Below are 23,641 nucleotides of genomic sequence, written 5' to 3' on the forward strand. Positions count from 1 at the left end.
CCTCCCCTAGAAGCCGATGATCATCTTCGAGATGATGTTCTTCTGAACTTCGGTCGAACCACCGTAGATCGTGGTCTTGCGCATGTCATAGTAGGTGGAGGCAGCCGGTGCCGCCCAGTCCGGACCGCTCACCGGCTGGGGCGCGCCCAGCTCCATCCAGTCGGTCGAGTACGGCCAGCCGTTGGGGCCGGCCACTTCCATCTGGAGCATGGCGATATCCTGCTGCAGCTCCGAGCCCCGGATCTTGACGATCGACGCTTCAGGGCCTGGCGTGCCGGCAGCCTGCGTGGCCACGCGGAGCAGCAGCATCTCAAGGGCCATCAGGTCCATCTCCAGGCGAGCGATCTTGTCGCGCATGCGCACGTCGTCGATCAGCCGGTGTCCGCGTCCATCGGCGGTCTCGGCAGCGTATTGGCGCAACTGGCGCAATTCGCGATAGCAATGGCCGATGCCGGCGATGCCGGTGCGCTCGTGGCCAAGCAGATACTTCGCGTACGTCCAGCCCTTGTTCTCTTCGCCAAGCAGGTTCCCCGCAGGAACCTCGACATCCTCGAACCAGGTTTCGTTGACGTCGTGACCGCCATCTAGCGTCTTGATCGGCCGGACGGTCACGCCGGGGGACTTCATGTCGATCAGCAGCATCGAGATGCCTTCCTGCGCCTTGGCCTCCGGATCGGTACGCACCAGGCAGAAAATCCAGTCGGCGAAGTGAGCCATCGTCGTCCACGTCTTCTGGCCGTTGACGATGTATTTGTCGCCCTTTCGCACGGCGCTGGTTCTCAGCGAGGCGAGATCGGACCCGGAGCCAGGTTCGGAATAGCCCTGGCACCAGAAATCTTCCACGGTGGGGATGCGCGGCAGGAAGCGTTCCTTGTGCTCGGCGCTCGCGTACTTCATCAACACCGGCCCGATCATCGTGAGCCCGAACGGCAGCATGCGCGGCGCACCGGCCCGCAGCGTTTCGATCTCGAAAATCAGGCGCTGCAGCGCGTTCCAGCCCGTTCCGCCCCATTCCTTCGGCCAGGTCGGCGCGCCCCATCCATGTGCATGCAGGATGCGATGCCAGCGCACGTAGTCGTCCTTCTCCACGCGCCGGTGGCCCAGCACCTTGTCGCGGATGTCGTGCGGCAGGTTGGCCTGGACGAAAGCACTGACTTCCTCTCGGAAGGCGTCCTCTTCCTTGGTGAAACGCAGGTCCATGAATCTGTCTCCGGTCAGTACGAAAGATTCTATGGGCGCGAGCAGCCAGCCGGTTCGAGTTTGCCGAATCCGCCCTTTGACAACGCGAAATATGTGGTTTGTCCGCGGTTTCATAACATCGAAGCCGCCCCTTGCAATTTGCGAATGGCGCCGGCCGTGCTTTGCCGCCATGCTGACCGCCATCCCCCGCTACACACAGGACGGCCAGACTCGTGACAACCCGGATCCATCACTTGCTAGACCATTGGCTGACCGAGGCGCCCGATCAACCATTCCTCCATTTACCGGACGGCCGCAGCCTGAGCTTTGCCGACCTTGGCGCACTGACCGGCACGGCGGAGGTGGAGTTGCGATCTCTTGGCGTGAGGCCCGGCGACCGCGTCATGGTTGTGGCGGAAAACTGTCCCGAGCACGCCGCGCTGATCCTGGCCTGCAGCCGTGTCGGGGCATGGTCGTGCGGTGTCAACGCGCGCATGGCGCCCGGCGAAATCGACGCGTTCGCGGCCAAGGCAGATGCCCGGGTGGTCTATTTCACCGCCTCAGCGTCGCGCGCCGCAACCGCGCATGCGCGCCGCTTCGACGCCGTGCCTTCGGCGCTCGGTGGCATGGAACGCGGGAGAGTCCGCGACGATGCCGAACCGGAAGCGCAGCCACTGCAGGACCAGGTTGCCGCACTGATCTTTACCTCGGGCACCACCGGCGAGCCGAAAGGCGTGATGCTCACGCATGACGCCCTGATCCACTTTGCCCGCGTGACCTGCGCTGCCCGCGCGCTGAGCCCGGCTGACCGAAGCTATGCGTTCGTGCCGATGACCCACATATTCGGGCTCGGCACGGTGTTGCTGAGCTCGCTGCTGGCCGGCGCCCAACTGGTCATGCGTCCGCAGTTCGATCCCGCAGATCTGCTGGACGCGCTTGCACATTGCGGCGTGTCGCAACTGCAGGGGCCGCCGACGCTGTTTTCCCGGCTGCTTGCCCATCTGCAGCAGCAGGGCATTGCCGAACCCACGGCACCGGCGCTGCGCTACCTCTACACCGGTGCGGGCCCGCTGGACCTTTCGCTCAAGCAGCGCGTGGAGTCCACCTTCGGCCTGACGCTGCATCACGGGTATGGACTGTCCGAGTACGCGGGCTCGGTCCATGTGACACGCCTGGGCGAGCAGCGCCCGGATACCAGCGCGGGCTATGCGGTAGCCGAGGCCGAGGTACAGGTGACCGATCCCGTCACGGGGAGCCCGTTGCCATTGGGCGAGCGCGGGGAGCTTTGGCTGCGCGGCCGGGGCCTGATGCCAGGCTACTTCCGCGATCCGGCCGCCACTGCCGCGGCGATGCGCGAGGGCGGCTGGTATGCCAGCGGCGATCTTGGCGAGTTGCACGCCGACGGCGCGCTGTTTGTGGTGGGCCGCCTCAAGGAAATGATCATCCGCTCGGGCTTCAACGTGTATCCGGCGGAGGTGGAAACGGCGCTCAACACCCACCCGAGCATCCAGCGATCGGCCGTGGTCGGCCGCCGCGAGGCCGACGGCAACGAGGAGATCATCGCCTTCGTGGAACTGCGCCCCGGCGCCGCGCTCGATCTCGCCGCGTTGCACGGGCATCTGCACAGCCGCCTTGCACCCTACAAGCGCCCCGCGCACATTCTGGCGCTGCCCGAGCTGCCTACGAATAACAACGGCAAGATCCTCAAGCGCGAGCTGCAGGAGCGTGCCGCATCGATGTAGTCCTAAGGAGACTCAGCATGCATTCGTGTTCCTCTGCCATGCGCAGGCGGCTTCTGGCTGCCGGGCTGCTTGGCGCCGTCGCGCACCCGTTCTCCGCGCTCGCCGCCGATACCTGGCCCACCAAGCCGGTACGAATGATCGTGCCGTTTCCGCCTGGCGGCCCGGTGGACACCACCGCGCGCATCTTCGGCCAGAAGCTCGGTGACATGTGGAAGGTTCCAGTCATCATCGACAACCGCCCCGGCGCCGGCGGCGTGATCGGGGCCACGGTCGCGGCCAAGGAGCCCGCCGATGGCTACAGCCTGTTTGTCGGCGCCATCCATCACTCGGTCAATCCATCGCTGATGGGCAAGTTGCCCTATGACATCGAGAAGGATTTCGCGCCGGTCAGCTTCGCGACGATGTATCCGATCTTCGTGGTGGTGCACCCGTCCGTGCCCGCCAATAACATCAAGGACTTCATCGCATTCGCGAAGAAGAGCGACAAGCCGCTGGCGTTCGGCTCCTCCGGCAATGGCGGTGGCACCCACCTGGCGGGCGAGCTGTTCAACATGGAAGCAGGCACGAAGCTGCAGCACATCCCCTACAAGGGCAGCGCCCCGGCCATGAGCGATCTGCTGGGCGGGCAGGTGCAAGTGATGTTCAGCGATGCGCCTACCGCGCTGCAGCACATCAAGTCCGGCCGCATCAAGGTGCTTGGCGTTGCCAGCCGCCAACGCTCGAGCATCCTGCCCGACGTGCCAACCGTTGCCGAATCCGGCCTGCCCGGCTACGAGGCGTATTCATGGTCCGCGCTGTTCGCGCCGGCCCATACGCCACAGCCCGTCCTCAACAAGCTCAATGCCGATTTCAACGTCGCCATGAACGACCCGGCCGTGCGGCAGCGCATGGTGGCGGCTGGCGCCGATGCGGACCCGGGCACGCAGGAGCAGATGCGCCAGCGGCTGCACAGCGAAATCGAGAAATGGAAGAAGGTCATCCAGACAGCCGGCATTACTGCCGGCTGACGTGACAGGCGGCGCGCCGGTTCGACGCGCCACGGGCGCCGTCATTCGGAAGAGGAAGCGGGCCACCGGAACAGCGGTGGCTCCTTCTCCGTGAAGCGGCGCACGGCCTCGCGGTGATAGCCGGTGGTGAACGCAATGCCCTGCCCCAGCGATTCCAGTTCCAGCATCGCGTGCAAATCGCTGCCGAGCGACTGGTTCAACGCACGCTTGGCCATGCCAAACGCGACCGGGCTGGCGCCGGCCAGCCCACGGGCGAGCTGGTCCGCGCGTGCGTGAAGCTTCTGCTCCGGCACGATCTCGAACACGGCGCCGATCTGACGCGCCTCCTCCGCGCCAATCTCGCGCGCGCTGAACACCAGGTCCCTGGCCCGCGCCATGCCCACCACGCGCGGAAGCGTGTACAGCGCGCCGCAATCCGGCACAAGCCCGACCTTCATGAACGGCATGCAGAAGCGAGCGCGCGGCGACGCCACGATGAAATCGGCAAGCAGCGCCATGCTGAAGCCCGCCCCGTATGCCACGCCATCGACCGCAGCAACGACGGGACGGTCCAGGTCGGCGAGCATGCCGATCCAGCCATGCATGTCGTCCATGCGATTGCGCCCGGCCTCGGACTCGGTAACGTTCATCGCACGGATATCGCCGCCGGAGCAAAAGTCGGTGCCCGCGCCGCGCAGCACCACGGCACGCACGGCACGATCGGCGCGAATCTGCTGCACCGCTTCGCGCAGTGCGTCGCGCATGGGTACGTTCAGCGCGTTCTTCTGCTTTGGACGGTTGAGCGTCAGTGTGGCAATGCCGTCCGCAATCGCTACCAGCAAGGTGTCCTCTTCTGCCATGCAGTTTCTCCTTTCCTGTTCACCGGAACACTTTGGCCGATCTGGGAGGGCCCGGCTATTTGCATGTTTTGAATCCGGCATTCACGTAAGGTGAAGTACCCCCGTAGTTGCGCGAATGGATCGAATGCTTGCGTTGGAGCGATAATCTATGGCTACTCTGGGGACAATGTCATGCGCTTCGATCTGGTTGATCTGAATCTCTTCACGCATATCGCGGAAGCCAGCAGCCTGACCCGCGGTGCAGAACGGTGCCACCTGTCCTTGCCGGCGGCGAGCACACGCATCAAGAACCTGGAGGAACAGGTTGGCGTCAAGCTGCTGAGCCGCAGCAGTCAGGGCGTCAAGGTCACGCCTGCCGGGGCCACGCTGCTTTCGCACGCGCGCCGCGTGCTGCGCCAGATCGAGCAGTTGAGCGGGGACCTGCAGGAGTACTCGTCCGGCATCAAGGGCCATGTTCGCGTGTTCGCCAACACCACGGCGATGAGCGAGTTCCTGCCAGGCGTGCTGCGCACGTACCTCGTCAATCACCCCGATGTCACGGTTGATATCCGGGAGCGCCTGAGTCCAGACATCGTCAGGGCCGTGCAGGAAGGCATGGTCGACATCGGCATTGCCGCCAGCGGTGTGAACATGGAAGGTCTGGAGGTGATGCCCTATCGGCTGGACCGGCTCGTGCTCGCGACCGCGCTTAGCCATCCGTTTGCCCAGAAGAGCCGCGTGCGCTTTGTCGATACGCTCGACCACGATTTCATTGGGTTGCCCGAGGAAAGTGCGATCCACAACTTCCTGAAGCGGGCCGCCGCCGATCTGCAGCGCACGCTGCGCTGGCGCATCCAGGTGAGCAATTTCGAGACCGCCGCGCGCATGATCGAGGCCAATGTCGGCATCGGCGTGCTGCCCGAGAGCACCGCGCGGCGGCTAGCCCAAACGATGGCGCTCAAGATCGTGCAGATCGAGGATGACTGGGCCGAGCGCAAGCTGCAGATTTGCGTCGCGGACCTGGACGCGCTGCCGGTGTTCGCGCGCAAGCTGGTTGAACTGCTGGTTGAGGATGGCATAGGGAACCCCGTCTAAGGGCTCCCGGCTGCAGCCACAAAGAAAGCGCGCTAGACCAACTCGGCGATCATGCCGCGCAACCGGTGCTTGTGGAGCTTGCCGCTTGCGGTGGTCGGAACGGCGGGTACGCGCACGATGCGCGTCGGACGCTTGTATGGCGAGAGCCGTTCCGCGAGGTAGGCGTGAAGCTGTGCCGCGTCGAACGCTTCACCTTCGCGGAGTTCGACGAACGCGATGATCTCTTCATCGCCGTCTTCGGCCGGATTGCCGACCACGGCAGACAGCCGCACCGACGGATGCGAGTTGATGACCGACTCGACCTCGATTGGATAGACGCTGAAGCCCGAGCGGATGATCAGGTCGCGTGTCCGGCCAACAATGAACAGCGCGCCATCGGGACCGATACGCCCGATATCGCCGGTATTGAGCCAGCCGTCCGGGCGCAGCGCTTCCGCCGTCTGATCGGGCGCGTGATAGTAGCCGCGCATGACGCCCGGCCCTCTCACCCACAGTTCTCCGGGGCTGCCCTCCGGCACCGGCTCGCCGGCCGGGCCCACCACGCGCAGTTCCGCGCCCTCGACAATTTCGCCGGCCGAGCAGTCGCTGCGGGGCCTGTCCATGCGCGTGATGAACAACGAGCCCGCGTATTCGGTCATGCCATAGCCATGGTGCAGCGGCTGGCCGAATACGCTCTCGACGTTGCGCTTGAGCGTGAGATCCAACGGCCCGCCACCGGTATAGAGATAGCGCAGCCGCTTCGCATGGAGCGTGGCGGCGCCGCTCTTGTTCAGGTGAGCCAGTATGCGGCTGAACATGGCCGGCACGCCTTGCAGGATCGAAATCGCGTCGCGTTGCAGCGCGGCGCAGGCATCGGCGACGTTGAACCGGGCAACCAGGTACAGGCTGCCGCCCGCCTGGAAGGTGGCGAGCAGCAGCGTGGCCAGGCCAAAGATGTGCGACATCGGCATCACGGCGAATGCGCAATCGTCCGGTCCCATCTGCCGGGATTCGGCCGTGACACGCGCATAGTGCAGCAGCCCGCGATGCGTGACCATCACGCCCTTGGGCTGGCCCGTGGTGCCCGATGTGTAGATCAGCGCGGCCACGTCGCGTGCAAGGTCGTGCGGCTCGCGCTCGCTGCCCGCATCGACGTCGGCGGCCATCAGCGGCCCCAGCCCCGATGGCGCTATCTCGCGAGCACGGTAGCGCAGACCGTGGCGCAACGCGTCAGGCGAGGCCGCATGGGTGAAGAGCATCAGCCGGGGCCTGCAATGCGCGCGAATCTCCTCGATCTCGCGCGAAGTGAGGCGAGCATTCGTCACAACGGGCCACGCGCCGATTTCCGACAACGCAAAGATCAGCGTGATCAGGGCCAGGCAGTTCTCAGCGGCGATCAGCACGCGGTCGCCGGCGCCAACGCCTTGCTCCTCGAGATAGCGCCGGGCAAGCCCGACGTTCTCCCAGAGCTGCGCATAGCTCACGGTGCGCTCGCCCTCGTAGACCGCCACGTTGTGCGGGGTGATAGCCGCCCAGTGGCGTGGAATATCGCTGATCCGATGCGCGATCGGTTGGTCCTGCGGCATCTGGCTCAAATCCTCATGGAGAGTGGAACACGGCCCAGTCGGGCTACACGTCGCAGTCTATGGGCTGCAAAGCAGCCGCGCAATTCGTCGTCGAGAAAGCGGTAAATCGTCGCTGCGTATCCCGGGAGAACGATCGGACAGCCAGACTATTCGACGATCATTCGACCTCGATATTTGCCGTCTTGACGACGTTGCCCCAGAGTGCAAGTTCCTTCTTGATGCGATCCTGCAAGGGCGCCGGACCGGTTATGTCGAGGTCATAGCCCACATCCACCATCCGTTCCCGGAAAGCAGGGTCCTGCCCCACCGTCTGCTGCGCCTTGACCAGCCGCTCCGTCACATCGGCAGGCATGCCCGGCGGGCCTACCAGGCCATACCATCCAGTCAGGTCGTATTGCTTGAGCCCGGACTCCACCAGCGTCGGCACATTGGGCAGCGCGGGATTGCGTGTCTTCGACGTGACGGCCAGCGCGCGCACCTTGCCGCCCCGGATATGACCGATGGCCGTCCCGGTGATGTCGAACATGAAGGTCACCTTGCCACTGATGACATCGGCCATCGCAGGCGCATTGCCCTTGTACGGCACGTGCAGCATCTTGACGCCTGTCATCTGTGCCAGCAGCTCGGCCGACAGATGGTTCGATGCACCCACGCCCGCCGAGCCAAAGCTCACCTCATCGGGGTGCTTGCGCGCATACGAGACCAGCTCATCCACGTTTCTGGCCGGGAAATCCTTGTTGATCAGCAGGACGTTGGTGTAGTTGGTGATCAGGCCAACGTAGGTGAAGTCCTGTGCCGGCTTGAAGTTGACGGACTTCTGCACCAGCGGCGTCATCGTCATGGTCGGGCTGGCCGCGAAGTAGAGCGTGTAGCCGTCGGGCTTCGAGCTGATGGTCATGCCGGCTGCAATCGCGCCGCTGGCACCCGCGCGATTGTCGACGATCACCGGTTGCTTGAGCACGCGCCCAAGATAGTCAGCATAGATGCGCGCAGCGGTATCGACCGGCCCGCCCGGCGCATAGCCGATCAACAATCTGATCGGACGGGACGGGTAGGCATCGGCGAAGGCCGGTCCGTGGGCAAACGCAAGCAGCACAGCGGCAAGAATGATTCGTAGCATTGTCTCCACCTATTTCTGCGTCGGGTCTTTTGTAGGTCTTTTGTAGCCCACCACCTTTCTCGGGTTGCCTTGCGGTGAGTTGATGCAGACTTTGCGATATGCCCGCCAAGCAGGCAATTTGCATTTGTTTAAGGTGGGCTTTGCTGATGCGATAGCGGCGATGGCCGAAGAGTCCCCCGCCCCCTCAAAATCTGGCAAATGTGCGTGATGCGACATTCGCGCGGTCTCCCGCAACGACGGGATCAGGAGATAAAGTCTGGAAAGACTGAAATCGGGAGCATGTATGCAGCGGCCAAAGATTCTCACCTATGTCGACGAAGGCGCTTCCGACTGGACCGCGTACCTGATGCGGACTATCGGACACCAGTTGCACGCCGGCGCGTACGAAATCCGGGCAGTGATGGCCGAAGATATTCGCTCCGACGAGACCCTCTTTGACGAAGCAAAGCTGTTTGTCATGCCGGGAGGTGCAGACCTTCCCTACTGCGCCTTGCTGAATGGCGAACCGAATGCCCGTATCCGGCGCTTTGTGGAACAAGGCGGCAACTACCTTGGCATCTGCGCGGGCGCCTACTACGCATGTCGCGAGATTGCATTCCATGCTGGCACGCGGGGCGCGATCTGCGGCCCACGCGAACTGGCCTTTGTCGATGCCGTGGCCGTTGGCTCGCTGCCGGAACTCACCGGCGGAAAGCTCTATGACGGCACGCCGCGCACGGCTGCCGCGGTCCAGCTTAGAACCACGGAGCGCCTCACCGACGCGCCAATCTCGCTCTATACGCACTACCACGGCGGCTGCCGCTTCGACTTCGACGGCGTGCCGCCAGCCGATACGCAGGTTCTGGCGGTGTACACAGACCTGGACGAAGCGACGCCCGCCATCGTCAGCGCAAACGTGGGCCAAGGTCGCGCGGTGCTTTCCGGTGTTCATCTTGAGATCTCCGAGATGGAATTCGCGGAGGTCTTGAGCGGGCACAGCGACAGGTCAAAGCACCTTCATGTCTGCGAGCGGCTGGCGACTACCAGCGATACGCGCCTTGCAGTGTTTCGGCGCCTGCTGGCGCACGCGGGGCTGGAACTGAACCAGGTTGACCGGGCGTAGTGCGGCGCCCAGCGGCACCCGCTGACCTCGGGGAATAAAGTGCTTTCCGAAAGCCCCGTAACTCATTGATTCTTCGTCGTCGGCAGCCCGGCATGATTCGATAAACCGCTTTCGAGAGACGAACGGCCTCGCACGGCAAAGTGCTTTCTAAATGTATCCAGAACCACGAAAAACGAACTAGACGATGAGCCTATGGAGCCATATTTTGAGCGTGTCCGACCTTAGGGCAATCGTCACCACCCCAATTGCCGCTATTTCCCTCGGGCAAGAACTTGCGTCAGACGGGTGAGCTCAGCGTCAGTGCATGGGAGTTTCCGCCGTAACTCTTCCTTTGACCGGCTCGGTATGCCGGCCTCGTGCATTAGCTCGTTCCGGGTTGGTGGTCTTGCCATGCCACGCTGTTGGAGTCTAAAAGATGCGGCAATCACCGCGGTTCGGTAAGCTTCATCCCGGAGTGTCCAGTCCACCACTCTTCCAGGGGGATTCCGCCTTCTTCCATATTTTTTATTATGGGCGTCGCCGACTTCTTTCAGCCATGCCGCATCCTCCCGAAACAGTCGTCTATAAAGCTGTTTTCTTTTCCGAATTGCCATAGACCACGGTTGAGGAGCAACAGCTTGAAGCGTAGCATTCCACTCATGTCGCAAGCGCATTAATTCGTCATGAGACGTCGCGGGCTTCAGTGTGTCGTCTCGTGCCCAATAGCGCGCGGTATAGACGGAGACCCCAAGTCGTTGTGCTATTTCAATGAACTTCATTCCACTGGCCTTAAGCGCCTTTGCCTTCATCTTCCATGCATCTCCGTATCTTGTCACTCTGACAACGTCAGCAAGGGAAATCTCTCTGTTTGCCCACGATTTTGATACAAGTCCACAGAACCCGCACTCACACCGCAATGCCACTAAGGTTTTATCCTTCTGGAAAGACAGAGAGTACCTGGCCGGCATGCCCCTTCCATGTTCCGCGTAGGGGTTCGGGCAATAATAGAACGTGCGACCACTCCGTTTCTTTCTAGGAGAAATTGCATCCGGGTCCACATTGAACTTCACCGTGAAGAATATGTGCAATAGCTCCCGAATCATCGGGTTCCAGAGGGGCCGTGCCCCCATAAAGACGGTTCGAATCCACGCCACCCCTGGCGAATAATAGTTCTGTCTAATATCAATTCTGCTTAGGACATTTCCCCAGAAGCGCTCAAATTCCTCGAACACACGCTCATAGTTCACTTCACCTGCCGCCCAAAGCCCCGCCTGTACGGCTGCATCCCTATAATTCGGATGATGGGGTCTTTTGTCCAACCTTACTCCATTCAGAAATCCGACCAATCGCTCTCTTAAGAGCCTTTCTTCCGGACTTTCCCGAGAAATTTCCCTATATGTACCCACCTCCATTGGGATAAATGTCTCAGCTGGAATGATGTTGATTCTTCTCAAATCCGCGTACTCAAGACAGGCGCTGACAAGGTCGACCTTGTGAATGTGACATTTCCAAACACACGGCAGTTGGTGAGCCCGCCTCCAATATGCTTCGCCGCAAGTATTCCTGTCAGAATTTACGCAGTCAGGGCACCACCGCAAAAGTGCTGGCGGATTGAACGAAGGAAATAAGCACGCCTTCCTAGAAGCGAAGCTGGCACAAACAACTGCTGAATTTAGTATGTTTCCGTATTTCTCATCCGGCATATATGCACAGACTGCTGGATACATTGTGTGGTTGTAGAATATCTCCTCCTTGCTCAATCCGATAGAGAAACTAGTTCGGTCGGAAAAAATTCCAATTCCGGACGGAAAATATGGTGCAACTCTCCACTCCTTCCCGAACAATTCCTTGAGCAAAATCCGGTAGGGCACGGTACTGTTCGAGACAAAATGCCGCATGCAAACGCTAAACAGCAATTCATCCTCGTAGGGGCGCTCGATGTATACAGTCATTATGTATTACTCACCACGCCGGCTATTAAGAGACCGTTGGTCCGTTTCCATTTCTTCGGCGATTTTCTGCTCAATATTCCCTCGGCTCTTTGACTTTGCGTCGCCTTCCTCGTTCAAGTATTCTCGAACAAGAAATGAAACATCACATCCGGCATGGTCAAGCATAAGCGACTTTATTTTCCTGACCACTTGGTCCTGTGGTTTTCCCAGCGATATCAAGATTCCCACAGCATCGTTAAGCACTTGACTGGTCGCTCTATGTTTTGCCTTTTCTTCGACACGCACTCGTGCCAATGTTCGCGCAACTTCGGCACTGACGTTGGCGCACATTGTTTCAATAGTAGCGCTGCCGTTTACAACATCGTCCAGGCGGTTGTCTCGGATTGCATCAACTAGGGGCTTGACTAGTTGGAAGCGCTCGTCGGCTACCGATGAAATTAAACTCGCATTGATGGATTTCATACCCTTTTCAATAGCGATAGCCTGAGATAGCTCAAAGAGTCTGCTGGAGATACAGGGGTTCTTTTGCGATTTTTCGCGCAATGGGCCTTCAATCTCCTTTCTGCTCGCCACCTCTTCGGTCCATTGATATCGGACGATTTCAGACATGTATAGGTCCCATTCCTCTTCCGACATGCAAGGGCCGAGAAGGCGAATACCGGCATCCGTGGCTCTGCGCTTCGAATGCATATTGTCTGGATATAGGTTAATTGCACTAGGAAGCCCAATCTGCATAGTCGGCACTTCAATCCTATTTGCAAATGTCATGAAGAAATCAATATTGTTGTATCGCTGCTTTGCATCCAGAAGCACATTCTGAATTTCGTCAATAACTAGGATGCCCGTATACAATGACTCCAGGACTTCGCCAACAATATTCATCCTTGCTGCTAATGACGACCTTTGCGTAATTCGCTTCTCGAGGTCTGGAGCATCAAGTAGTCTTCCGACTTTCTTCAAAATCCAATGCATCAGCTCGGACAAGCTCCCATTTGGTGGGCACTCGACTTTCAACCAAACCAATTGAGTGATTCCATAATCCGGGTGCCTGATTACTTGAGGCAGAAATGACAAGCACCGATTAACTGCAGACGACTTTCCAATTCCCGATGGCCCTAGTAAACCGAGAGTGGCAGAATGGGTCGGCACAACATCCATTAGCGGAATAAACCGCCCGGTATTTTGTGCGAGCGAGTATCGCCTTTGGACTATTTCCCGGCGCTTGGCCACCGGATTGCGCGATTCATAACCGCGCCAGATAGCTGCGTACATGTCACGCATAACGCCAAAATGCCACGGCATCGACTCCACCAAGAGCCTCAGTTTCGACAATGATTTAAGCCTATGGCTCGCCGATTTCAATCGGTCAATTTCGCTGATTACAGGATAGTTCGAAAAATCCTCCACAGGTTCATCGCCGCAATAATATGGCGGAAGTGCCTCGATTAGAGGGTTCCCTTCATGCTCAGGGAAAGTCGAGCGCCTGTAGTCTGCGATGACATAAAGTTGCTCTGCCTTATTCTCTTCTAGGGTATTTTCAGATTGCTTCATCTAAGAACTCTTCGTGTTCTGGTTCTGCCGATTTTTCTTGAGCGCCTTTAGCGCCGCGACTGAAACGCTCTCGAGTGCCCCTTCCCTGCTTGAGGCCCTAGTTGGAGCATCAATGCGCCCGGCATGGCCCGCAACTTCAACTCCCACACTCGCCATATGTCTAATGGCGTCCGTAAGCGCTCGTTCATCCAGCCTGGCTTCCCGAATTCCATCCGTCGAAAGCCTTTTTATCCCCTGCTCCTCCATAGCCTCTGTTCGTTTCTTACTGGCTTGCTCGATGATGGCGTCTGCCTTGTCTCGAAGCTTCATCTTCAACGGCTCGAATTTATCGAATCCGTTGTTTAGGTTTTTTGTGGCTGCTAGACGATATTGGGCAATGTCTGACATTGAAACCCCGAAGTCGATTTGCATGCCCGTCTCGCGGAGACTTGCCTTCTCAAAACTGCCATCCCCATAGAGAACGTACATCTTGCTCGGATTATTGGGGTCATAAGCAATTTCAGTTTCGAAGTTCTTGTGCCTAGCTCGGGCGAACCACTCCTCGCGTACGGCACGTGGCGTTTCATAGCACCGCCTCGCGAAATTGATGCCCTCCTCAGTAACAGTTGCCCTAGCTCTGGGATAAACACACGAGCGCATTTCGTCCAAACTTCCGGTCTGCAATATTCCGCTGTACTCCGACGTTCCGAACTTCCACAGTTCTACAGGCGTTGGACTCAGTTCAGCTTCCACCATCTTCGGAATCTGAGACTTCATTCGTAGAGGGCGGTTGTTATATTCAATAACGCTTATCAAGAAAACGGCCGTAAACTCGTGAAGCGTCAACACTGAATCTAGCCGATAATCAGGACCGCCGCGCTCATTGAAATCCGATTCAACATGCCCGGGGACGAAATCGCCCCATATAGCGTTTAGCAAGTTGAATCTCGATTCAACGATTGACTTCCAGTCTGGCCGAAATGCTTTTGTGTTTTTTACATTTATGAGTAATCGCTGGACAATTTTCTCCCACGCTCTAATGCTTACAAACTCCGAACCGTGGTCGGCTCGAATTGTTCGTGGCAGATGATGAGAAGGCCACCAATCCTCGTAGGCTTCGACTCCAAACTCTTGGCACAAGGCGACCTTCGGCGTAATGACGCTCTCCATTGCCAGTGCTGCACCCTCAATTGAAGGAGGAGATAGGCTTACAGAAATCCCCACAATTAGGCGTGAAAATGTGTCAGATACTATATATATAGTTGGCCGCCCAATTATCTTCGTCCTATCAAACGCGGAGACGAGATATACATCTCCAATCGTCGCATCAATTTGAAACTCCGCTCCAGGTCCGTACGCCGTCGTTTTCCCAACGAAGGGTCTATGCTTCAGGGCAAAGGTACGCTCCCCCAGTTTTTTGCGTATCTTTTTCGTGAAGGGCCGTGTCGACTCTATGTGGTGACGAAGCTGGTCAATTGTGAAACGCTCTGTTACCTCCCAATCACGACAATGATGTTGGTTGATGTAATCCAGGCCCTGCTGCAGGGTTCTCTTTTTTCCACCCAGGACATAACACGCCGCAACCTCCAGTATTTCGCGATTTGAGTCGTTGACTGGCGTCCCGATTCCAGCTCTTACAATTCGCTTTCGGCCCGTTTTATTGGTAGGGTTTCTTTTCTTTCCCTTTCCACCACATTTGTATCTATCATCCTCTAAAGCGCTGACTGTCATTCCCCTCGCAAGGAATCGCCTTGTATGGAATGAGATAGTCGGAACGGATACCCCTACCTTTGCAGCTTGTTCTGCAATTTTTTTCCCGCGCTTGCTTGCCACAAGGATTTCGAAGAGATTGTCTTCTTCAACGAGTGGCGCAATCCACCGCATGCGCTCCAGTGCATAGGCGCTAGGGTCCGCTTGGGGTTTCCTGGCAGACGGGTCCTCAAGGATGAACTCCAATGCATCGTCACCCTGGTATTCCGAACTGAAACGCAATTGAAACGTTTCAGTGCTGTGCGGCTCTGGCCACTCACTGCCGGAGGTAGGAATCGTGAAGGTGTAGTTCGATTGCCGACCAGTCCAGACAATGCGGTGTAGTTCTCTCTCCGCCCCCTTCCGGAGTCTGAACAGCATTCCTGAGACGAGTTGCGGAAGAATGTTCATTGCCATTGCGCGTTTACGAAAAGAACGCAATCTTTTGTAATATCACCCGCGTTAATATCTGTTTCCAGAACCCGCTCAGCCAGCAAACGTCGAATTGCTGCAAGGGCGGTCCCGAGCGGCTGCCCGAATTCTGTGTCTGTGTGGTTCGCTAATTCCCTCAGGCCAATCTCTCGTCCTGCAACTTCGCTCAGTAGAAAATCATAAAGTGGATTGACGCCAAGTTCGAAGGGCCGCTCGTACTGTTTCCGCCGTGCGTCGTATATCCATTGGAGATTCTGAAAGCGCTGCGTTTTGAGTTCGGAAGCGAGCGCGACTCGCGTTGGAATGCCACGCAAGCGCCAGAACTCCTCTGCAATAGCAAGCTTCTCTCTCGTTCTCGGGTTTTCGTAGTCCTCGTCTTCCTTCACAGCAACGACTTCCACTCCCTCCTTCGTTACGAGGAAAAGGTCTGCCGTTTGAGGAATTGCGAATCGATACTTCCTGTTCATCGGGTGCTTTACACCGAGCGAGGCAGCAATGCCGAGCGTGAGTGTCACGGGAAGCATTGGATACTGTTCCCGTATATCCAACACGTTCATGTCAAACCAAGCGGCAAGGTATGCTGCATATTCGTTATCCGACAGGAGATGGTGCGTCCGGAAACCAGTACGTGAGGATGAGGTCCGATGGGAAACGCCCTTTGATGAAAGGTCGTCAATTTGAATGAATGGACGATACGTCGGGCCCTCGCCTTGTCCTCGCCCCTCTAACAAGAATCTCTCAAACTTTTTGGGCGTCATTTCGAACCGAGGCACTTTTGCCTTTGAAGCCTTAGTGGCTACTCGTCTCCTTGGTGCCCCTAACGCCTGAACTGCGGCCTCGGCCTTCGCAAGCCTGTTACGCACTTTCTGCAACTGCATAGCTTCGTGCTTCTCCTGTCGCCCTGCGCTCCGCACGAGTGCCACCCTCGCACGCACGGCGATAAATAGAGCAATTCCGGTTATGCCAGAGCGCCGTCGATTTGGGCGCGACTGCCCGAGGGCGCTTCAGCAGTGACGCTGTGGGCCCGCCTGGGAAGCCGGAATTGAATTTCGAATTGGATTGCCTGCGCTTGGCGGAAAGTCAGCGAAGACAGCTGACGTGGTCAAAGGCGTTCCATGTAGCCATGACTGCAGCAAAGCGCAAACGCTTCAGAGAATGGGCTATGAGCGCATATTCGATGTGCTTCCCTTGTTCGAGGGCGAACATATGCTGCCCCCTCCACTATTTTGAGTTGACAAGGAGGGAGCGGCCAGAGCACACTACAAAGTCGCGGGTGTGTAGCTCTCTGCTCACGCTCAAGGGCAACTGAGGTTCCAGCCTCAGTTGCCCACCCTCTTACATTGCGGCGTTACGCCGCTCGGGTGCTTTGGTTCACCATCGTGAACTTTCAATGTGGCCCTATCTTGCTATCGTCCTTTCCAACTTCGCTGTGCCAGAACCGCCGCCGCTCATACGACGCCAGCAGTATTCGACTCGTATAGCGTAAAATGCAGCAAAGTGTATAATTAATTGCTGAAAATTCCTTCTGTGCCCGCCGAGCTTCGGCTTTTTTGCGGGCAAACAGCAGGAAATTTTAGCACGCCATTTTTCCGTCACGCAACGGAAACGCATCTTTTCGCTCGTGCGGTCGTCCAAGCCCGCCTTCCTCGTAAGCCTTTACCTTCCAGCACATACCTAACGAAGCAGTCTTGACGAGGATTCGGCGTACGCCGTCGGCCTCGCTCGAATGTCGCTGGTCATCACACTCAGCCAACAGAGCGAACAGCCTCTCGCAGGCCCCGGCGCTGGCCAACCCATACCAGTCGTCTACGATGCAGGCGCAATCGGCCAGCATGGGAGCAACCTGAATCAAGTCGCAGTCAAGCAAGACGGGATGCTCCGGATGCCGCCGCAAGAGGTCGTCGTCCAGCCACTCCCTGCGAGGTCGGCTTGGCCTTTTTCGAGCTCGCAGGCCCCGACCAGAGCGCCAGGTCGCACCTACAACGTGGGTTCGAACGGACGCCGGCAGCATCTGCAATGCAGCTCGGTAGCCAAGGAGCGGTATCCACCAGCTATGGAGTACGACTTCAGTTTGAGGGCATGCATCGATGACGGCCTCCAAGAGGCCATTGTTCTCGAACAATACGTGCCCTGCTGCACGCAAGCGGGGACGTTCGCTTCCACGAAACGTCACCATGTTCGGATGCAGTACGCCGTCGTACGCCAGGTACAGGGTTGGATTGGTTCCCATAGCTACTCCTCTTGGGAACAGACCACAGCTGCCCCTCAAAGCCCCAACGGCTCTGAAGTTAGGTCTAAAATAATTCGACGAAGCCAACGCTGGTCGGAACCGTCTGCTCACATTCCATGAGATGAACTCCATGGGGTGCGCAGAAGCGCGGGTGCAATAACCATGCTCGCCGCGGATTCGACTCCATTGCCTAGAGGGGTTTCACATTGGCCCACACGAGTACACCGTGGTCGCGGCTAGCCGCACGCACCGCGCGGGGAATCCTTGCGCGCAAGGGCGTATCGTTTGATGAAGTCGCCGCGAAAATCTCCACCATGGGCATCCCCGAGTCGTTTAGGGGAGCAGCAAGCAGAATCCAGCGGGGTACCTATAGCCTCGCGTACTTTCTTGCGCTGCTTCGAGCAGTGGGAGCGGAATGTCCGGCCCAGTGGACCAACTTTGTCGACTCCGATGAGTCGTGGGAAGCTGCTGCTAGCCATGTTCTTCTCCACGAAATCAGTGCTCAGGGACTTAGCATTGAACAGCTATCCCATCGCCTCGAGGCATTCGGCACACCAATCAGTCCGGAGCGGCTCACCGCTCAAGTCACAAGCGGTGAGTTTCCATTTACGCTGATGCTACAAACCGCTCTGGTTGCACAAATTCCCGAGTTCATCCGATTCGTAGACCAAAGTGACCTTGCTGAAGCTGCCGGCCTGTCGTCCGCTTCGTTCACCACCAAAACCGACGGTGAACAGCGAAGACGTGTCCACCTACGGCCCTAGATACTCCACCAGGCGCCCGCTAGCAGAACGAGGGACATCTCCAGAGTGCAGTCGCATGTGGTCAACATGGGGATGTAAGGCTTGATGTGGTTCTGCGTGTGGAGCCTTACGTGGTGCGTTCATCGACGCACCTCCATCGTACGTCGGCTCGATAAGAAATCAAGCTCTTTTTACACCATCCGAAGCGACGTCGAGCTCGAGTATCGCGTAGAACGGGTGAAGTTCTTTGGCAACGTCAAAAGAGACACAGACACTCTGCGTGATGTCTTCGATTCCTCCTCGTAGCTTCTCATCGAATGCTGCGAACTGCGACACCAGGAGTTGCCCGGCGTCCGGTTCGCCAGGCTCGGCAAGTATCACAAACAATGGGCCACCTCTGGCGACAGCGACGCGCTGTCTTACATAGACGCGAACGAGCGGTGGCGTAGCCCAGAGCTTTCTTGTTGTGGAGAACCGACCTACGGCATGGGTGTCTCCACGGTATGTCCTCAGGAAGCGCCAATCCGTGACAACAATAGGGTGTCGTCCAAAGCGGTGGTCATCACGAGCGGCAATTTTTTCAGCGGCATTCCAGAGCTTGGTCGCGCTAACGTCCCGATGGACATACCGATTCATGGTGCTCGGCATGATTTTCATGGCAGCATCTCCTACATGAAGGATTTGCGCTAGCGGACTAGCCGTGGCTGCGGCAGCCAGCCTCGCTCAGGCGAATGCGCTTTAGCAATTGAATGGTGATGCGGTTGCCGGCTCGTGATACTGATTTTCGTGGCACGGCCGTATAGGATAAGTGGCGAGTCGCAGTCCCATTCGTAGTGATGCATGTAAGGGCACTACGTGAGCTACTGCTCAAGGAGCAGATTCAGATGCATCAGCCCAGTACTCAGCGCTGACGTTTTTTGCCTGCTTTACGTCATTGAGCTTCTTCCACATTTCCCAGGTGTGCATCCCATCGTCATCGAAGCCTGGACTGCCCTCCAAGATGTAGCGTCTTCCGCTAAGAGTCGTACCGGTTCTGGAAGAGGCATCATATGACGCAATGGCAGAGCTTACTCGGCCCGACCCACCATTCATGTTCTGCCCGACGAAATGACGCTCACCGCGCTCCGTCTCGTACACCCTCCACCGTCGAAGGTATATCTCGGGTTGCTCTGAAACATCCATAACACGCCAGATTGGCATTGCTGTCCCCTAGTCGCCAGCGCGGCGAGAATCCCTTGCCATGCGACGTCTGACGTACCTGTCCAACGACCACCATTGGTGCGATGAAAGCTTGAACCTTTCTCGGCAGAAGTGGCGAGCGCTTGCATGGCGCAGACGTGCCGTCTTCACGATGTCACTCGCAAGAAGGCATGGCAAACAGGGTTGGGAGATTGGCTGCCGCGATGTCTAGTTCTGTTTGTCTAGGGCAACCAAGTGGGCTCCGTAGGAAGGAGCTTGCTGCAGTGTAGTCGCTGTGGGCGAAGATTCAAGGCGAGCTTCGATGGGAGGATTCACCATCGACAGTTCTCGCCTCGAAGACTTTAGGTGCAACGGACCTCGTTGCGTCGTGTCACTCCTCAGCGATGAGGAAGCGATTCGGATTCTTGCCAAGCCACGCGGGAGCCCGGCCGCGACCCGACCATGTCTTACCAGTCTTGGGGTCGCGATACTTGGGCGGCAGCGGCTCCTTTGCTGCAGCCGCGCCACCAGAGGTACTTCCAGCGGGACGGCCCCGGCGGCGCTTCTCTTGGATGTCTTCAACCGAAAGACCGTAGTCAGCCATCAGGCCACGGATTTTCTCGATAACACCCGCCACCTCGTTCGCGCGTACTTCAGCGAGTTGGGCCTCGAGAGCCTCCTTTTGCGCCATCAGTTGCTTGTAGGTTGCCATGTTTCTCCTTGTGGCGATATTTCTGAGACAACAGTGGTTATACGCCACTTACACTGCATTAGGCAATGCCGATACATCTTTCCGGGCCAATCCTCGCATACTGATACCCCACCTCAGGAAAATGGACGGCGTTGAGAGGTATATTGCAGAATCTAGAATCTGCTGAATTTACTTAGATTGCCGAAATGTCCGATTCGCTCCAACAGACATCCGTCCTGAAGTACTGGCGAGCTATTGAACTGTTCTCGCCTCAAAGCATTCCTGCAGTGGAGCCCAACGACAGGGCATTCCCGTCGTTCGACATTACTCAGGACGACACCACACTGCCATGGGAGCCAGAGCATCGACTTCGCGGCCGTAAGCTTGGCTACAACAAGGTCTGGCGGTATCGACTATTCGTCAGCGTCTACCCTCTGGATACTGTAAGGGCGATTCTGGAGACTGCCTGCGGCAAGGACCCGGAAGCGGTCGACGAGCGGGCAGATGGCGAGACAGCGATGTTCTCCATCTCTGTGGCTGATGACGGTCGTCCTCTTTTCGACACGCTGGTGCTTTCCAACTGCGCATGGGCACTCGGACGCACCGTAACCATCGGTACGCAGGCAAAGGATTGGCTCGAAGGTGCCTCGCGATTCCAATCGTCATTTGAGCAATACACGCGAAAGCAGCTAGGCATTCTGTCCGACGACCCTGCCAGAGGCACCTTCGGAGAACGGGAAGTGGAAATTGGTCGCTCCCTATCCGCGCCCGACCTCTTTGAACTGGCCAACTGGGTGACGGCGTCTCTGGGACTCCAATCCATCATCACGGCGCCGACCGTAATTCGAGCGCAAAGCTATCAGCTTGCCAAGTGGAAGTCGCACGAGGCTGATGACGCTGACTTTTTGAATAGCTTCTTCGTCGACGACCTGGACCGCGTCGCCGAAGCGCTGAAAGCTGGCGACAGTGGTATGGCATTGCGCGACTACCTGACTACCGGTGAGTCTGAGAAGCGAATTCGCAGGACAGATGTTCGACAGAGTCTCGACGACGTTTTCGAAGCGCTCTCGCCAGACAGGTTTCCTGCTGGACGCTGGCCCGCCGAGGGACACCACCCGCTCGTCTACAGTCAGCAGTTCGCCGTTAATTCAATCTGGAAATCGCTGACGCCAAAGGGCGGACTATTTGGAGTGAACGGGCCACCGGGAACCGGCAAGACGACGATGTTGCGTGACATCGTTGCTGCAGTGGTCGTGGCTCGTGCCAAGGCTCTTGCAAATCTCTCGTCGCCTTCGGAAGGATTCGGTGCGCGCACTGGATGGAAAAGCGGTAAGTGGAACCGCTCGATTTCGATTCCCGCAAGTACGTGGACGGGGTTCGAAATCGTCGCTGCGTCGTCGAATAACGGTGCAGTCGAGAACATTACGCTCGAAATTCCGGGCGCCAAAGCGATAGATGCGAGCTGGCATGACCAAGTCGACTACTTCACCCGCTTCGGAACGCAGGCTATTCAGCAACCCGCATGGGGCTTGCTTGCGGCCAAGCTGGGCAACAAGACCAATCGGGGAGAATTCCTTTCGAACTTTTGGCACGGCCAGGAGCTACCGTTCGAGGCCGCGATTCCTCCAGAGAACGACATCAAGGTCAAGAAGACAGGCTTCCAGGCTTGGCTAAGTGCAGTCGTGGCAACGCCTGTAGATTGGAGTTCCGCCGTCAAGGAGTTTGAGCAGACCTTGGCGCAGGAGAAGGCCGAGCGCTCGAAGTTATCCCAGGTGTATCGCCGCATCAAGGCGCTACGGGGCGAACGCGCAGAAATCGTCCGCATTGACAACGAATCCGTTGCCCTAATGGATAGCCTGCCTTCTTATGGCCGGCGTCATCAGGCAGCCTTGTCCGCAGCCACCGCCCAAGCAACCCAAACCGAGGGACAGCGCATCGCATACAAGCGTCACCAGGAGAACCGTCCAGGTTTATGGGAGATTCTCCGTTCCCTCGGGAGAACCTATCGGGAATGGCGAGCAATGGAACACGGTCTCCGAAAGGTTGTGTTTGACTCTGAAGACCGTCTTCGCCAGGCTCAGAACGAAGCCGCGGCAACGAAGCAAGAAGAGATTGAAGCTCGCAAGCAGCTTCAATCCCTTGCCCAAGAGCGCAAAGACAGGGAGGCAGCTGCCGGCCGACTCAGCGCTGAGCTTCAACAGGACAGGAGAGCCCTCGAGCATAGCTTCCCCGACGATGAGGCATGGGCAAGCGACGAAGAAGCGCGGGAACTGTCTGCACCATGGGCCACTAAAGCCTGGAACCATGCACGCGCCAAGGTCTTCCTAGCTGCATTGAACTTGCACAAGGCGTTTATCACCGCAAACGCGGATACGATTCGGAAGAATCTCCACGGCCTGGCTGATATTCTGGACGGCAGCGCGCCACAGACCGCACCCAAGGAAGCGACGTTGGCGGCGTGGCAGACGCTATTCCTTGTAGTCCCTGTTGTTTCCAGCACCTTCGCATCGTTCTCGAGATTGTTCTCGCATCTCGGGAAAGAGAATATTGGTTGGTTGCTCATCGACGAAGCCGGCCAAGCAGTGCCGCAGGCCGCTGCGGGCGCAATCTGGCGTTCTCGACGGGTAGTTGTGGTTGGAGACCCGCTGCAACTGGAACCCGTCGTCTCCATCCCGTACACCGCTCAGCATGCACTACGTATGCACTACGGCACGTCGGAGACCTGGCTGCCGGGCAACACATCCGCCCAGAAACTAGCCGACCGCGCGACACCTTTCGGCACAACCGTCGCTCAAGCAGACGAACATCTCTGGGTCGGTTCACCGCTTCGGGTCCACCGCCGCTGCGACCGGGAGATGTTTGACGTCGCAAATAAGATTGCATACGACGGTCTGATGGTATTCGGGACTCAGCAGCGGAAGGAGTCCTGTCTACCACCCACATCATGGCACGATGTGGTCTCGCACGAGGCCGAGAAGCACTGGATTCCATCCGAGGGCGAGGCTGTTCTCTCCCTTGTGCATAGCATACGAAGAAGCGGCCATGAAGCGGACATCTTCCTCATCTCACCGTTCAGAACGGTCGTGGACGGCCTCAGGCGGTTGGCGCGCCAGCATACATTGGACGGAATCAAGGTCGGAACCATTCACACCGTACAAGGGAAGGAAGCAGACGTCGTAGTGCTTGTGCTTGGCGGAAATCCCAAGAGACCCGGCGCTAAGACGTGGGCGGCAGAGAAGCCAAACCTTCTGAACGTCGCTGCGACCCGCGCCAAACGCCGCCTGTATGTGGTCGGCAACAAGTCGGAGTGGGCGCAGCAAAAGTACTTTAACTATTGCGCCACTCGCATTTCTACACACATCGGCTTTTGATGCCTACAACAGGAATCGCGGAGTAAGGTGGCCTGTTAAGACACGGCGGCGTTGCTTGCAATTGTGGCGCCGCGGTAAGGGACGCGAGCTTCGCTTCGCCCTGGGTGACACCTAGGATGTTGGTCCTCGTGCCCGCTGGTACTAACAGAAGGTGTAC

General features: G+C 58.1%; 17 protein-coding genes. 6 read left to right on the forward strand and 11 right to left on the reverse strand.

Translation table 11 applies throughout. The features are described 5' to 3' along the window. Positions 1-6: 6 nt before the first annotated feature. Positions 7-1,200, reverse strand: a complete 1,194-nt coding sequence (locus B552_RS0116660; protein ID WP_019450180.1) for an acyl-CoA dehydrogenase family protein — start codon at positions 1,198-1,200, stop codon at positions 7-9. 212 nt (positions 1,201-1,412) lie between these two features. Between B552_RS0116660 and B552_RS0116665 the strand changes: the two genes are divergently transcribed. Both B552_RS0116665 and B552_RS0116670 read left to right on the forward strand, forming a co-directional pair. Continuing rightward, complete coding sequence (locus tag B552_RS0116665; RefSeq protein WP_026035742.1) at positions 1,413-2,921, forward strand: class I adenylate-forming enzyme family protein; 1,509 nt, start codon at positions 1,413-1,415, stop codon at positions 2,919-2,921. Positions 2,922-2,938: 17 nt separating this feature from the next. Next, positions 2,939-3,928, forward strand: a complete 990-nt coding sequence (locus B552_RS0116670; protein ID WP_026035743.1) for a tripartite tricarboxylate transporter substrate binding protein — start codon at positions 2,939-2,941, stop codon at positions 3,926-3,928. Between the two features lie 41 nt (positions 3,929-3,969). On the opposite strand, the gene B552_RS0116675 is transcribed toward B552_RS0116670, so the two are convergent. Further along, the gene (locus B552_RS0116675; RefSeq protein WP_019450183.1) at positions 3,970-4,767 is read right to left on the reverse strand and encodes an enoyl-CoA hydratase/isomerase family protein; all 798 of its coding nucleotides are present in this window, start codon (positions 4,765-4,767) and stop codon (positions 3,970-3,972) included. Between the two features lie 171 nt (positions 4,768-4,938). Between B552_RS0116675 and B552_RS0116680 the strand changes: the two genes are divergently transcribed. Next, positions 4,939-5,841, forward strand: a complete 903-nt coding sequence (locus tag B552_RS0116680; protein WP_019450184.1) for a LysR substrate-binding domain-containing protein — start codon at positions 4,939-4,941, stop codon at positions 5,839-5,841. 32 nt (positions 5,842-5,873) lie between these two features. Here B552_RS0116680 and B552_RS0116685 read toward each other — a convergent pair whose 3' ends face one another. Both B552_RS0116685 and B552_RS0116690 read right to left on the reverse strand, forming a co-directional pair. Next, positions 5,874-7,406: an AMP-binding protein gene (locus B552_RS0116685; RefSeq protein WP_019450185.1), complete on the reverse strand. Its 1,533-nt coding sequence runs from the start codon at positions 7,404-7,406 to the stop codon at positions 5,874-5,876. Between the two features lie 157 nt (positions 7,407-7,563). Next, on the reverse strand, positions 7,564-8,526 hold the full coding sequence (locus tag B552_RS0116690; protein ID WP_019450186.1) for a tripartite tricarboxylate transporter substrate binding protein: 963 nt from the start codon (positions 8,524-8,526) through the stop codon (positions 7,564-7,566). A gap of 283 nt (positions 8,527-8,809) precedes the next feature. Between B552_RS0116690 and B552_RS0116695 the strand changes: the two genes are divergently transcribed. Then, positions 8,810-9,628 (forward strand): BPL-N domain-containing protein, encoded by an 819-nt coding sequence (locus B552_RS0116695; protein WP_019450187.1) that lies wholly within the window; start codon positions 8,810-8,812, stop codon positions 9,626-9,628. Between the two features lie 251 nt (positions 9,629-9,879). Here the strand turns inward: B552_RS0116695 and B552_RS28490 are convergent, their stop codons facing one another. From B552_RS28490 to B552_RS28125, 5 genes are all read right to left on the reverse strand, one after another. Then, a complete protein-coding gene (locus B552_RS28490) occupies positions 9,880-11,559 on the reverse strand; it encodes a TnsD family Tn7-like transposition protein (RefSeq protein ID WP_083860305.1) in 1,680 nt (559 codons plus the stop codon). A 6-nt stretch (positions 11,560-11,565) separates the two neighbouring features. Continuing rightward, positions 11,566-13,110, reverse strand: coding sequence for an ATP-binding protein (locus tag B552_RS28495; protein ID WP_083860306.1), 1,545 nt, complete (start codon positions 13,108-13,110; stop codon positions 11,566-11,568). Further along, a complete protein-coding gene (locus B552_RS28500; protein ID WP_083860307.1) occupies positions 13,111-15,255 on the reverse strand; it encodes a DDE-type integrase/transposase/recombinase in 2,145 nt (714 codons plus the stop codon). Beyond that, positions 15,246-16,148, reverse strand: coding sequence for a TnsA endonuclease N-terminal domain-containing protein (locus tag B552_RS28505; RefSeq protein ID WP_083860308.1), 903 nt, complete (start codon positions 16,146-16,148; stop codon positions 15,246-15,248). Before B552_RS28505 ends, B552_RS28500 begins: the two co-directional genes overlap by 10 nt. Positions 16,149-16,843: 695 nt before the next feature. Then, positions 16,844-17,500, reverse strand: coding sequence for an HAD domain-containing protein (locus B552_RS28125; RefSeq protein WP_019450192.1), 657 nt, complete (start codon positions 17,498-17,500; stop codon positions 16,844-16,846). 206 nt (positions 17,501-17,706) lie between these two features. Between B552_RS28125 and B552_RS29220 the strand changes: the two genes are divergently transcribed. Further along, the gene (locus B552_RS29220; RefSeq protein ID WP_051003578.1) at positions 17,707-18,264 is read left to right on the forward strand and encodes a DUF6471 domain-containing protein; all 558 of its coding nucleotides are present in this window, start codon (positions 17,707-17,709) and stop codon (positions 18,262-18,264) included. A gap of 159 nt (positions 18,265-18,423) precedes the next feature. Here B552_RS29220 and B552_RS0116730 read toward each other — a convergent pair whose 3' ends face one another. Further along, positions 18,424-18,900: a hypothetical protein gene (locus B552_RS0116730; protein ID WP_019450194.1), complete on the reverse strand. Its 477-nt coding sequence runs from the start codon at positions 18,898-18,900 to the stop codon at positions 18,424-18,426. Between the two features lie 913 nt (positions 18,901-19,813). Then, complete coding sequence (locus B552_RS0116735; protein ID WP_019450195.1) at positions 19,814-20,134, reverse strand: H-NS histone family protein; 321 nt, start codon at positions 20,132-20,134, stop codon at positions 19,814-19,816. A 185-nt stretch (positions 20,135-20,319) separates the two neighbouring features. Between B552_RS0116735 and B552_RS27605 the strand changes: the two genes are divergently transcribed. Continuing rightward, positions 20,320-23,484: an AAA domain-containing protein gene (locus tag B552_RS27605; protein ID WP_019450196.1), complete on the forward strand. Its 3,165-nt coding sequence runs from the start codon at positions 20,320-20,322 to the stop codon at positions 23,482-23,484. Positions 23,485-23,641 lie beyond the last annotated feature (157 nt).

The sequence above is a fragment of the Cupriavidus sp. BIS7 genome, from assembly GCF_000292345.1.
Taxonomy (GTDB): Bacteria; Pseudomonadota; Gammaproteobacteria; order Burkholderiales; family Burkholderiaceae; genus Cupriavidus.

Bases quoted from the DNA above. Each gene is read 5' to 3' on its own strand.
- B552_RS0116660 (WP_019450180.1), bottom strand. From the start codon at position 1,200: ATGGACCTGCGTTTCACCAAGGAAGAGGACGCCTTCCGAGAGGAAGTC.
- B552_RS0116670 (WP_026035743.1), top strand. From the start codon at position 2,939: ATGCATTCGTGTTCCTCTGCCATGCGCAGGCGGCTTCTGGCTGCCGGG.
- B552_RS0116675 (WP_019450183.1), bottom strand. From the start codon at position 4,767: ATGGCAGAAGAGGACACCTTGCTGGTAGCGATTGCGGACGGCATTGCC.
- B552_RS0116680 (WP_019450184.1), top strand. From the start codon at position 4,939: ATGCGCTTCGATCTGGTTGATCTGAATCTCTTCACGCATATCGCGGAA.
- B552_RS0116685 (WP_019450185.1), bottom strand. From the start codon at position 7,406: ATGCCGCAGGACCAACCGATCGCGCATCGGATCAGCGATATTCCACGC.
- B552_RS0116690 (WP_019450186.1), bottom strand. From the start codon at position 8,526: ATGCTACGAATCATTCTTGCCGCTGTGCTGCTTGCGTTTGCCCACGGA.
- B552_RS0116695 (WP_019450187.1), top strand. From the start codon at position 8,810: ATGCAGCGGCCAAAGATTCTCACCTATGTCGACGAAGGCGCTTCCGAC.
- B552_RS28490 (WP_083860305.1), bottom strand. From the start codon at position 11,559: ATGACTGTATACATCGAGCGCCCCTACGAGGATGAATTGCTGTTTAGC.
- B552_RS28495 (WP_083860306.1), bottom strand. From the start codon at position 13,110: ATGAAGCAATCTGAAAATACCCTAGAAGAGAATAAGGCAGAGCAACTT.
- B552_RS28500 (WP_083860307.1), bottom strand. From the start codon at position 15,255: ATGGCAATGAACATTCTTCCGCAACTCGTCTCAGGAATGCTGTTCAGA.
- B552_RS28505 (WP_083860308.1), bottom strand. From the start codon at position 16,148: ATGCAGTTGCAGAAAGTGCGTAACAGGCTTGCGAAGGCCGAGGCCGCA.
- B552_RS28125 (WP_019450192.1), bottom strand. From the start codon at position 17,500: ATGGGAACCAATCCAACCCTGTACCTGGCGTACGACGGCGTACTGCAT.
- B552_RS0116730 (WP_019450194.1), bottom strand. From the start codon at position 18,900: ATGAAAATCATGCCGAGCACCATGAATCGGTATGTCCATCGGGACGTT.
- B552_RS0116735 (WP_019450195.1), bottom strand. From the start codon at position 20,134: ATGGCAACCTACAAGCAACTGATGGCGCAAAAGGAGGCTCTCGAGGCC.
- B552_RS27605 (WP_019450196.1), top strand. From the start codon at position 20,320: ATGTCCGATTCGCTCCAACAGACATCCGTCCTGAAGTACTGGCGAGCT.